We start from the raw sequence: 14,253 nt of genomic DNA, 5'->3' as shown, positions 1-14,253 counted from the left end.
ATTTTTAAATTTTATAATATTTTTTATTTTATAAATAAAATATTTAAAAATAACTTGTTAATAAGTAATTTTAATTCACATCTTTACTAACAAGTTATTAAAATGTTGATAACTCTGTGAAATATTTGTGAATTTCTAATTATTAAAAATTATTTTATAATTTATTAAATATATGAGTAATTACCAACTAAAAACCAATGAAGAACACTATGTTGCTACACCTATTAAAGTATTAAAAAGTAGTCCTGGCCAATTATGAGCCTTGTTAATGTGTGAAACAGATAAAAAAGAAAAAATAGTCGTTTATGCTTCAAAAAATATACCAAAACTTTTTGAAAGTTACGATTTTATTGTTACAAAATCTATTAAAAGCCAAAATAACAATTATGTTTTGGTTAATTTTTATACTAGACCTAAAACAATTGATCGCGAAACAGAGTTATACAGATACTTAAAACTAACCCCAAAGGTGGGATTTGTTGCAATCGACAAAATTAAAACACATATTGGTTTTATAGATTTTTATACAATCGTAAAGAATGGTGATTTAACCAATGATGCTTTTGCTAGTTTTTTGTCAACTAAACAAAAAGAAATGATAAAAAACATTTATGAAGAACATAAAGATAAAATAAACCAATTAATTGATGTAAATAATGTCGTTGATGAAGAGTTGTTCTTTTTTGAATTAAATAAAATTCAAAATTTATATGAAAAAATTAAGTATTTAAATTCTAATGTTAAAGATTTATTAACTCATTACAAAGTTAATAATCCTTATAATTTGTTTTTAATTAATAAATTAAATTTACATGATGTAGATACTTTTGCTTTAGCATTAGGATATCGAACTAATTCATACGAAAGATTGGAAGCATATTTAAACTACTCAATGGCCTTTTTAGAAGAAAATAATTCAACCTTTCTATTTTCAAAGGAAGTTATTGAGTTATTACAAAAAACTTCTAATTTATATGATCATATAGTTATTGAAGAATTTTTAAAGGATATGATTAATAAAGGGGTAATTTTATCTGTTGATAATTTGATTTGCCGAAAAACTACTTATGATAAAGAGAATATGGTAACCTTCTGGATTAATAAAATAAAAGATGTAAAACCACTCAAATTAAAAATTTTGCCAAAAAAAGATTTAAATTATTTATCTGACAAACAAAAAGAAGCTTATTACGAATCTTTAAATAATAATATTAGTATCATAACGGGTGCCCCAGGTACCGGGAAAAGCAATATCATTAAACATTTGCATGATACTTTGAAAAAATCTAAATTTAAACTTGGAAAAGATTTTATGATACTTGGACCCACCGGGAGAGTTTGTGCTAATTTATCGAAAAAACATGGGTTTGTTACAAAAACAATACATAGTTTTTTAAGTATTCCAACTGATGATGAAAAAGTTACAAAAAGTATTGAAGATTTTAATGATATAAAATGTTTAATAATTGATGAATTTAGTATGGTTAATCTAAATATTTTTTATTTACTTTTATCAGTATGTCAAAACTTGCAAAAACTAATCTTACTTGGAGATGTTAACCAATTGCCTGCAATTGGTCCAGGTAACTTACTGCATGATTTAATTGATTCGCAGAAAATTTCAGTAACTTATTTAGAAGAGAATTTTAGGGCTGAAAGTCACGAAATCATTGATTATACAAACTTTATTAATTCTCTTGGAGATTTTGAAAAGTTAAATTCTGATACTAGTTTTAAAGATTACTTAAAAAATAATTTGAGTGTAAAAATTACTGAATTAAATCAAAAAACAAAAGAAATTATATATACAGATTTTTGTAATTATCAAGGAACTACATTAACAAAAAATAGTGTTTCATTAAATATATATAACGATTACCTAAATGATTTAGGTGACTTATTTGTAGAAAAAGTAAATAAATATGATTTAAATAATGTGATTATCATTTGTCCAATGTATAAAGGTTTTTTTGGTATTGATAAAATTAATGAACAAATTCAAAATGTGTATAATAGAGATTCAGAAGTAATATATAAATATAAAATAAATGAATTAGAATTTAAATTTAAATTAAATGATAAAGTAATTCAATTAGTCAATAGATATGATGAAGGTATTTCAAATGGCGATATTGGATATATTGAAAAATTTATAAAAAATTCCGCAAACAACAAAGAAGAGATTCATGTTAGATATGATGAAAAAATAATTATCTATTCTAAAGATGAATTCAAAAATGAAGTTAAATTAGCTTATGCGGTTACGGCACACAAATTCCAAGGAAGTGAAATTAATTGCTGTATTTTTGTTGTGCACCCAGCACACCAAAAAATGCTATATAAAAAACTTGTCTATACGGCTACTTCTAGGGCTATAAAAGAATTAGTTATTTTTGCACACACAAATAAAATTTATTCAACAATTTTTTTAAAAGAATTTTTAAAGCCAAGAAATATTATTACAAACTTAAGTTGGATGTTAAAGGAGTAAGATGAAATTAATAGTTGGATTAGGAAACCCCGGAATTGAATATAAATACACAAGACATAATGCTGGATTTTTAGCAATTGATCGAATATGTGAAAAATTAGGGATTACCTTAGATATAAATAGATTTAAAGGTGAATATAAAAAAGTTGAGGATTTAATTATCGCAAGGCCTTTAACTTACATGAATTTATCAGGAGAATTTGTTCGAGACCTGGCAAATTTCTACAAAATAAATTCTGATGATATTATGGTAATTCATGATGAAAAAGATATTGAAATTGGAAAAGCAACTATAAAAGTTGGAGGAAGTGGAGGAAGTCATAACGGTGTTAAAAATATCATTCAACATCTCAATAAAGAAGATTTCAAACGCCTTAAAATTGGAATAAGTTCACCTTTTGAAGGTGAACTAAAACATTTTGTTTTAGGAAAATTTACCGAGCCTGAAATAAAGGAATTAAATAGGGTTTTAGAAAAAAGTGCAGATGCTGCTATATTATTTGGTTTTAATGATATTTATACTGTAATGAATAAATTTAATGCTAAAAACAAAACTAAACCTAAAAAATAACAAAATTCTTATTGCTGTAAGCGGAGGACCTGATAGTATGTTTTTATTAAATAAATATAAAAATTATAAAAACATACTAGTAGCTTGTGTTAATTATAATCAACGTTTTGATAGCAATGTTGATTATAATATTGTTAATATTTTTTGTCAAAAATATGATATTCCTTTTTTTGGTTTATCACTAAATAAACTCGATTATAAAAAAGGAAATTTTCAAACTTGGGCACGGGACCAAAGATATGCATTTTTTGAAAAAATATATAAAGAAAAGAATTGTAATATTTTATTGACTGGCCACAATCTTGATGATTTTTTAGAAACTGCAATTTTTCAACTTTCTTCAAACCGTGATGTTGAATATTATGGAATTCGTAAGATTAACCATTATAAAGGTATGAATATCTTTAGGCCCTTGCTCTTTAAATATTTTAAAAACACTATTCTTAAAAAAGTAATTAAAAATAAGATACCATTTCAAAAAGATTATACAAATGATGTTCCAAAATACACCAGGAATAAAATAAGAATTGAAAATAACAAAAAAAATAAGTTAAAAAAAATAAGTTTTTTATCACAAATATTAATCAAAAACTTATTTTTGAGTTTTAAAAACAAAAAAATATTAAACGAATATAAATGTTGAGAAAATAAAAAATTCTCTCAAGATATATTTTTACATTTAAAAAACAAAAAAGACTTGGTTTATAAGTTTATAAATAGTAATTATGAAAATATAAAATTATCTAATGATAAAATAGAAAACATTGTTAGTTTTATTTTAAGTAAAAAAAGAACAAATTCATATAAATTGAATGATAATTTTTATCTCAAAAAACAAAAAGGCAATTTATTAAAAATAAAACAATAACTTTTAAATTTATTTTATAATATACTTAATATATTTGTTACAGAAAGGAAGGTATGAAAAATAAAAAAATAATAATCTGAATAACTATATTAATTTTATTAGTTTTAGGTATTGTTCTTTATTATGTATTAACTAGAAGAACAACTGGAAACGAATTAAGTATAAGTCAATTAATTCTTAAATTAGAAGCAGCTGCTAGCGACACTGAAGACAAGAACTATTTTGTATCAATTGTCTATGATCCATTTAAAAACACAATTAACACTGTTTTAACTAATGGTGATAAAACTGAAAGTGCTGTTACATATGGGAAAATAAATGAAGTTTATACTTTAATAAATAATTACCAAGATGTAATGAGAAAAGCAGTTTTATTCACTAATAATGCAAATAATTCAACACAACTTGGACAAGTTTGGTCAGTTAAAACTCCAGAACAAAGTATTTTTACATCAATACTTATATCATTAATTCCTACAGCATTATTTTTATTTGTTATTTACTTTGTTTACAGAGGACAAAGCAAAATGATGAATGGACAAGGTGGTATGTTTGGCGAAAAATCACCGGCACAAATCATTAAATCCGATAAGAAATTTAAAGATGTTGCTGGTAATAAGGAATCAATTGAAGAAATTAAAGAAATTGTTGATTATCTTAAAAATCCAAAAAGATATGAAGAAGCAGGAGCAAGGATGCCAAGAGGTATTTTGCTTGGTGGTCCTCCTGGAACTGGTAAAACTTTATTAGCTAAAGCTACTGCGGGTGAAGCTAATGTACCATTTTACTTTGTATCAGCATCTAACTTTGTTGAGTTGTTTGTTGGTATGGGTGCAAGAAGAGTTAGAAGTGTAATTTCTGAAGCTAGAAAGAATGCACCAGCAATTGTGTTTATTGATGAGCTTGATGCAATTGGTAGAACAAGAGGTAGCGGTATTGGAGGTGGGCACGATGAAAGAGAGCAAACTTTAAACCAACTATTAGTTGAAATGGATGGTATTAAAGAAAATTCAGGTCTTTTGTTCGTTGCTGCAACTAACCGTACTGATGTCTTAGACCCTGCTTTAACAAGACCTGGTCGTTTTGACCGTGTTATTACGGTTGGATTACCAGATGTTAAAGAAAGAGAAGAAATCTTAAAATTACATGCAAAAGGAAAAAGATTTTCAAGCGATGTTCAATTCTCTAATGTTGCAAAAAGAACACCTGGTTTCTCAGGCGCTCAATTAGAAAATGTTATTAATGAATCTGTTTTATTAGGTGTTCGTGAAAGATCTGATGTTATAACATTAGAAATTATTGATGAAGCGATTGACCGTGTAATGTCAGGTCCAGCTAAAAAATCAAGAACTATTACAAAACGTGAATTAACAATGGTTGCTTATCATGAAGCAGGTCATGCAGTAGTTGGAATTAGAATTCCAGGCGGAAACAAGGTTCAAAAAATTACTATTATCCCTCGTGGTCAAGCTGGTGGATACAACTTAATGATGCCTGAAGAAGAAAAGTACAACTATTCTAAGAAAGAATTGTTAGCATCTATTGCTAGTTTCATGGGTGGTAGAGCTGCTGAAGAAATTATTTATGGTGCCGATAATGTTTCTACTGGGGCATCTGATGATATAAATAAAGCTACCTCTATTGCACGTAGAATGGTTACTGAATTTGGTATGAGTGACTTAGGTCCTATTAAATATCAAGAAGAATCTGGGTCTCCATTTTTAGGTAAAACTTTAGCTACTAGTTCATCAATTTCTAACCAAATTAGTCACGAAATTGAATTAGAAGTTCGTAAAATTATTTTAGAAGCTAAAGAAATTGCCCTTAAAGTAATTAACGAAAATAAAGAATTACTTGAATTAATTAAGACATTACTTTTAGAAAAAGAAACAATTATTTCTGAGGAAATCGAATACATTGCTAAAAACTTAAAACTTCCACCTAAACAAGAAGAAGTTAAAAAAGAAAATAAACCAATTGATTTAGATTCTTTAATTTCTCTAACTGAAGACAAACCAAAAGAAGAAATTCAAGCAGAATCGGTTGAAGAACCTAACACACAAGAACAATAAAATACTTGGTAAAATCTTTTATAAACAAAAAAACTAACATTTGTGTTAGTTTTTTGTTTTTCTTTATTACTATTTTTAGGGGTATAAAGAGTACTCAATAACTATTAATTACGCAAGTGAACCCACAACTTTGCAAGATGTTTTATTTAGTTATTAAAAACTAAAAATCATTTCATTATCAAAAATTATAAATATTATTTTATTTTAATTATTTTATATAATATAAATAAAATTTTTATATTCAATTTATAAAGGAGGCAAGATATGTGAAATTTATTTAAAGAAGTATGAAGATCATTATTTAAAAATAAAATAATAGTTGGAGGACTGACTATTTTAATATTCCTTACATCTGGAATTTTCACATTTCTACACGGTAGTACAAAAACCATGCAGATCCAATATGAAAAATATCAAAATCAATCTAAAGCCCATGATATAACAGTAGATTTAAATTTACCTATTAATGGTAATACTTATAATAATGGATATTTTATTAATGGTTTAAGCAGGGAAGACGATTCTCCTGATTACAATAAACCAATTAAATATTTAACTAAAAATTACTTAGAAACAAGTAATATTTTAAACTTCAATAAAATAACCGAACAATACTTGCCCTTAAGTTATTTTATTGACCAACAGGAATATCAAAACAGATATATTAGTCGTTCAGATTTTCTTGATTTATATAATAGTTCAAATGGTGATAATCAACAAGGTAAATTATTTGCACTTGATTATTCACAAAATCAAAAATATTTTAAGTTAAAAAGACCAATTACTTTTCAAACATACGTAAAAGAAGGAGATAATTATAAACAAGAAATAGCTAAAACATCTGTTGCTAAAGAAAATCGTTTTAGATTTGATAAAGTATATAAATTTAAGGATATTGCATATATTTATAATAGTGAAAAGAATGATATTTATGTTTCACAATTAAGTACTTTATATATAAATCCTGAAAACAACTTAATGACTTTTGACATATTACAAGGTAGAGATTGGGAAGCTAACAAAGGTGTTGTTAAAATCTCAGGCGATCAATTAGCTAAATTATTAGGATTAACTCCATTAAATAATAATAACAATTATGTTTATGTAATTAATAAAGAAATTAAACCAGTCTTAATTAATTACACTGATGGTGATGATTTTACTGATTTATATTCAAAAGAATTATTAAGAAGTTTTGCATATGACAATTTATTTAATAATAAAGATATCGAAGTTGAATATAATGGAAAAATAACTTTTGAAAATGATAAGTTATATAATATTCCACTTAACTGGGCTTACCAAAGAAATAAAATAACTTATTTTGAACGTAAGTTATATGAAACAACTTATGTTGGGGAAACCAAAAACAAATGAAGCGGAACATATAAAAGCTTCATGGATAATTTGATTACTCAATTCGGAGATATACCTCAAGACTATGCAAAATTCTCATTTTGAGAAAAAACCATAGTTAACGAATATATTCCGTATATAAATCAAAATAACCTTTCTATTCTCGGAGAAATAGAAACTAAAAACGAAGAGAAAAATTTACTATCTTATGAAGAAGTTCAAAATACTTTGTTAAAATTAGGTGAAAATCAAATTCAACCAAGAGGCATTGATTATAGTAAATTTGCATATGATGGATATCAAGGTATAGCACAAATAGAAGGATATACCTTGATAAATAATAAAAATTATTTAAATTTAACTAACCGTAATATAGCTAGTGATACATTGCTTAAAATCAGGTCTGGTGCACTTGAAATTACAAAACAAAATATTTACAGATATTTAGAAAGAAAAGTATCAAAAGAAAATATTGGTATTAGGCAATCTATAACTGTTGATTCATTTAATGATGGAGAGGGTAAAAAAGTTTATCATTTTGTTAATGTAGGTGATCAAAATAAAACAATTTACGGAATACAAAACAATATTAATAAATTGATTAATGAAGATTTATACCCAACTTTAAATAAAGAATCAAGTGATTTAACCAATTACTTTGTGGCTAAAGAACTTAACCCATATGTTTCTAGTGCTATATTAACCCAAGCCTTATCAAATATTATACCTTCAGAAGAATATATTAAATTAGATTATGAATATAATAAAGTTCAATTTACTGATTCACAATCAGGTCAGGTAACTGATATACCAAGGACAAAAATCTATAAGTTAACAAATTATAAAAATAATAAAACATTACCAGATAACGAATACAATGTTTTTGCTGATCTTGGTGTTATGTTGCTATCAAACGATAGTAAATTTGTAATTTTAAAACCTTTTTATAATGAACAAAACCAAATAGTTTCATGAAAAAATGTTGAATTAAATATTGATCGGAACGGAATAGTACCAAATGGGCAAATGTATAATTGACTTAGTTCTAATAAATTAACATTAAAATCATATTTACCTAAAAATACTTTTGTAATGGAGGTTCCTGATTTTAATCATACAGTATTTGTTCCTTTTGAATTTAGAGGACCTGATGTTGAAGTGGTTAACCAGGCTTTAAATGAAAATTCCTTAGATTATGGTATTAATAAACTATGAAAAAGCATAATTAATACCGATTTATATAAAAAAGGGTTTATCAACGAAGAACAGTTATTGGTTTTAATGAGTTCATTAAAGAAATCATTTGATAAAAATAACTTTGCACAAATTTTTTCTTCAGGATCAATAAACTATAGCGTTTTACCTAAGATTATTTTAGATGGATTATATGAAGTTTCTAACCACCCACAAGGTGATTATATAAAGATAATAATTAACAATGTTTTTAATAAAGTATTAGGTTTATTGTCTAATTTTAATACACAAGAAGAAAAGAACGATTATTTAGCAAGAAATATTGATAACTTATTTTCGTTTATTGCTTTATTATCTGGTGATAAGATTGTTAATTATGACACTTTAAGTTCGATGATGAAAGCATCTAAGAACTTAGATGAATTCTTAATTATTTTAAGAGATATATTTTCTGCAATAAACTTTAAAAAGATTTTCGGATATACAAATCATTTCTTTAATACTGATTATAATAAAGAACATCAATTAAATGGTCAAATTTATAAACGTGGTTTAAGTATTTATGATATTTTTTTAGCCGTTTTAAATGGAATTGAATATCCAATTTTAAAAGATGCTCTTATTAGGTTACTTGATAACCTGGATATAAATTATTTAACAAACTGAGATAATCCAAATAATCCATTACAAGGTATTTTAAATATTTTGCCATTTGGAGTTAAAGAATTATTGCCACAAATTAATGCTAAAGAAAATGACACCAATAAAAAATATCAAAACCTAATTGACGGCATTAAGTTTTTAATAAATAACTTTGATCATAAAATCTTTTTAAATACTTTAAAAGAAGAAATAGAATTAGAGGCTACAACAGTTACACAAGTTTTATTTAATAAACTTTTGGGTACTGATGTTGAATCAAAGAAAAATATTTTGATAACCAATTTGGATTCTAAAAAAATAACTTATGCAATAATTAAAAGTATGTTCAGTATCCCTGGATCAGATCGACGAGTCAAGGATGAAATTATTAAGATGCTTAATTTATCATCAAAAGGAACAAATATAAAAATTTCTGATGGTCAATATTTATCAATACCTGACCAAGATCCTGATAATTTGGATTTCTTTGATTTAATTGGGTTATTAGCACCCATTGATACAACAAGTTCAAGACTTTCTTCAAATACAAATTCAAAGAATCAACTAAATGCTAGTTTGACCACTTTGCAATTGGTCAAACGCCTTGTAGATCAAATAACTGCTAATAAAGATTTATTAACAAAAGAACTTTTACAAAATGTACATAAAAATGTTTTAAAAGAATTTTTTGAATTAAATAACCTTAATGATTTAAATAATCAAAAAGAACAAGTATTACAAAAAGTAAAAGAATGAAAAATAATCCTTGATTCAATGGAAATAGTTAATGAACCAAGTGATAGCAAAGTGCGTGAATCATTTGGAAATTTAACATCATGGTTTATCAATTTACAACCTAAAAGTAGTTCAAGTTTCTTTAATATTATCATTACTAGAATATTATCACAGCTAACACCTGCTAAATATAGTGAATTTAACTATCTTACAGATGTATTGCCTTTAATTAGACTATGGTTAGAAATTTTCAATAATACTGAAGATCATGCCCGTAATTTATCTTTTGCAAATGCATTATTAGAAATTGGAAATAAACAAGAAATAATTGATTCATTTAATTCATTTGATTTATTCCAATCAGGTGTATTAAATATTGCAGGATATCAAGAAACTGGTTTTGGTGTTACCAGATCATTAGCAAACACTACTGCCATGAACGAATATTTCTTTAGAAAAGAAAATTCAGCATATGCAAATACATATTTGCGAAAATTAGTAAATGATTATCCTGATTTTGAAAAATTTATTGAACAAAACAGTTATTTAATAACCCAAAACTTTTCATATATAGCGGCAACTAATAAAGATTTTGTGATACAAACTGGAGGAGTTTTCGAACATTCTAATCCTTTATCATCATATATTAGTATTTTTATAAATACATTTTTAAATAAACCAGCATTTAAAAATAACTTAAAAACATTAACTAAAACATTAATTACTGATTATAAAAGATTTTCATTAGATGCTTTAGGCATCTCAGATGTATTATTAAACAATATTTTAAGAAGAATGTTTCCGCAATTACTAGTTTGAACATTTACTAACTCAGTTGCTTCAACTGAAGATGCGACTGTTGATTCAAATATTGCATCTTTTATTTATAATAAATTAGTTAACTTTGAAAACTTGGTTAAAAATCGTGCTAATTTTATATGGTTTTTAAGTAAATTTGATTCATCGGGACGTATTTCACCATATTTAGAAAGTGACTATACTTTAAAAATAGCAATTGACAATAATATTTTCACTAAGTTATCTGATTTAGTTGCAGAGGATCCAGAAAAATATTCATTCTTTGGAATGGATTTAAGTAATATTTTATTTGCGTCCATTAATTCAATTACTGGATTAACACCAGTGAACAATGTACTAACTTTTAATAGGCCTGAATCGTACATTGCAAAAGTTAATTATGCTTTTTTAAATCAAAATAACAAAGAGATTTATAGCGGAAAAATTCCTGACGATGCTATAGAAGCAGAAGCTTTATTAAAATCTCTAGATGAAAGATATTTAATTAATATTAATGGAACTAAATTCATTGTTATTGGTGAAGATATCACATTTGATTATTTTTATCCTGTTTTAGATGAAAATAATCTACAAGTTAACACAAAGGATCAAGCTGTCGTATATGTAAATAATAGTGGTTTTGATCGTATTAGACAATCATACCGTGGAACGGTTGTTAAAGAATATTTAACATTAAAACAAAATCCAACTTTTAATTCATCATCATTAAATGAATTAAAATTAGAAATTGAAAAATATGTTCAAGACCAAATAAATGATGTTGCTAGTTTACAAAGAACTTTCTTATATAATGAACTAGATCCAATTAATCCAGAACGTAGTTTAAGAATTGGAACTATAGAAAAATTAATTAATTCAGTTTCGACTACTTCAAACTTTATCTTAATTATATTAATTACTCTAGTTTCAATATCAACCACATTTATTATTAAAAGGTATATTTCTAATAAAAATAAAGTTATTGGTATTTTAATTGCACAAGGATATACACCACTGCAAATCTCGCTTTCATTATGTATTTTTGCAATCTTTACAATATTTACAGGTGGGTTACTTGGATATATTACTGGATTTTTATTAACTGGATATGGATTGCAAATTTTAAGCAATTATTGAGTCATACCAATTGAAACACTGACCTTTGAACCTGTATCATTAATCACAAGTTTAGCTTTACCACTTTTTGGAATGAGTTTATTAATCATTTTAGTTGCACTTCGTTCTTTAAGATATAAAGCTATTGATTTAATGTCAGGAATTACAAGCTTAAGTATTAGTGAGTTTTACAATAAACTATTACATAAAACTCGAAATAAGAAGGTAACAACAAAATTTGGTATTTCTTTAATTTATAATAGTTTTTGAAAACTCTTTTCATTTGGTATTACAGTTGTTTTATCTAGTATTACCACAATAATTGGTATTTCAACATTTGGTACTTTTGAAACAGCAGTTGAGAAAACTTATAGTAACCGAAAATATAATTACAAACTTGATTTAGTTACCCCTACAACCCAAGGAGGGTTATATAACCCTGCTTTAGCAAAGGATTTAGAAAATACATTATATGTGCCTGTAGGTGATATAAGAGAACTAAACCAATATCAACCTGATTATTTTAAACCTGGTGCGTCAAGTGCGGTAAACTTAAATGATCCAGACAATGGAAAAGCAAAAAATGGAAATCCTAGTGACTTCCATCCTCATGTAATCACTCAATTTTCTGTTAATATAAAAATTGAGTCAAGTGTTTCAATTGATCCATTCCAAGTTATCTATAATTCCTTACCTGATAGTCAAAAATCACGTATTTTACAATTGAGAGATAATGTAGGATTTAATTTAATGAAACACCAAGAAGGTCTTGCATTTGTAATGGAAACAGATAAAAACGGCAAACAAGTAACTACAAATACTATTGATATTAATAAAACCTTAGAAAATGGAGTAAGGGCATTCTTCCAATATATACCCAATAAAGACAATATTATTGATGGGAAGTTTTATTATGTTGTTTATAACGATGTTGAAAAACAATGAGAACATAAAATTATTACAACTACTGCATATAGAGATCAATACCGTCAATTTCTAGTTAATGGATATAAATGAATGGATATAAATACTGAAGTCAGAGATTACTTTGTGTTATTTAACGGAATAGTCTTCAATAACACAACAAATGAAACATACACATATTTAGAATCAAACTATAAAGAAAATGATATAAAGATTTATGGTTACCAAAGTAATTCAAATCAAATAAACATATATTCTGAAAGTGGAGAAAATTTGCTTAGAGCTATTGATAATCAATACAAAGCCGAAGGATCAGATAGCTCAAAAGCAATACCTTTAATTATTAATAATGTGGTTAAAAGTAAATATAATTTAAGTAAGGGTGATATATTAGAATTAACTATTAAAAATAAGGTTAATCGATTAACTAAAAATATTGAAGAAAAATTGGGAAGAACTTCATACTTAGATACTGAGAAAGATCTAAATAAGACTTATAAGTTTTATGTTTATGGGATTAATCCAACTTTTATTAATAATGAATTTATAATTCCAAAAGCTGCTGCTGATCAAATTATAGGTTTTGATGCTTTATATAAAGATAAATTATCTAAAACAGAGGATTCACTGCCTGAAGGGCTTAATGAACATCATTACAAGTTTAATGGTATCTTATCTAAAGATCAACTACCAATTCAATTAATGTTATCAACTGGATTATACTCACCTTCTGGGTTTTTCGGTGCTATTGAAAGTTTTAATATTGATAATACTGGTCTTAGAGAGAAAAAAGATTTCTTTGATGCTATATTTGGAAACTTTACAGTTAATCCTAACTTACCTGTTGAAGGAGTTATGAAACAACTTGGGGCAAGTAATGATGAAATAGTTAAATTTTTAAATCCTAATTACAACCCAGAAAGAGATAACTTTATAACTGTTTATAATGAAGCAAAAGAAGCACCAGATTTACATATTAAAGAATTTGCTAAATTATTCAATGAACAATTAGCAATACCAAGCTCATACACTGTTGAATCTAAAACAATTGAGATTAGTTTTGCTTTATCAATCGGAAAAACAGTTCAGATTATTCTAACGATTATTTCAGCATTTAGCTTTATATTATCAATCATTATTTTAATAATTGTTTCAACAATTTTAATTAATGAAAATGAACGAAATATAGCAATTTGAAGTATCTTAGGGTATTCTAATAAAGAAAAAATTAAAATGTTCTTTGGTATATATGTACCATTTATAATTATTTCATTAATTTTGGCCTTTCCAATTGCTTATGGTATTATTTCAATCTTTGGAATCTTTTTAGCAACTAGTGTATCCTTATCAATCCCGTTAACTATATCTTGATTCAATCTGCTTCTAACAATTACAGTTGTTTCTGGGGTATTTGGGTTAACTTCAGCTGCAGCATGAATTAATTTAAACAAAATTAAAGCTATAGATCTATTAAAGGAGAAGTAAA

At 25.8% G+C, this 14,253-nt stretch carries 5 protein-coding genes; all 5 read left to right on the top strand.

The features are described 5' to 3' along the window. The first annotated feature begins 172 nt into the window (after window positions 1-172). Window positions 173-2,491, top strand: a complete 2,319-nt coding sequence (locus AC0B4K_RS04605; RefSeq protein ID WP_465103981.1) for an AAA family ATPase — start codon at window positions 173-175, stop codon at window positions 2,489-2,491. Window position 2,492: 1 nt separating this feature from the next. Further along, window positions 2,493-3,062 (top strand): aminoacyl-tRNA hydrolase, encoded by a 570-nt coding sequence (pth, locus tag AC0B4K_RS04600; RefSeq protein WP_465103980.1) that lies wholly within the window; start codon window positions 2,493-2,495, stop codon window positions 3,060-3,062. Continuing rightward, entirely contained in the window at window positions 3,031-3,930 is a 900-nt protein-coding gene (gene tilS / locus AC0B4K_RS04595) for a tRNA lysidine(34) synthetase TilS (RefSeq protein WP_465103979.1), read from the top strand. The genes pth and tilS overlap by 32 nt, the downstream gene beginning before the upstream one ends. A gap of 53 nt (window positions 3,931-3,983) precedes the next feature. Next, window positions 3,984-6,002, top strand: coding sequence for an ATP-dependent zinc metalloprotease FtsH (ftsH, locus tag AC0B4K_RS04590; RefSeq protein WP_465103978.1), 2,019 nt, complete (start codon window positions 3,984-3,986; stop codon window positions 6,000-6,002). A 264-nt stretch (window positions 6,003-6,266) separates the two neighbouring features. Then, on the top strand, window positions 6,267-14,252 hold the full coding sequence (locus AC0B4K_RS04585; protein WP_465103977.1) for an FtsX-like permease family protein: 7,986 nt from the start codon (window positions 6,267-6,269) through the stop codon (window positions 14,250-14,252). The last annotated feature ends 1 nt before the right edge of the window (window position 14,253 follow it).

This window comes from Mycoplasma sp. 11548, from assembly GCF_055523555.1.
The sequence above is the reverse complement of the archived record's forward strand: the minus strand, read 5'-3'. Positions and strand labels throughout refer to the sequence as shown.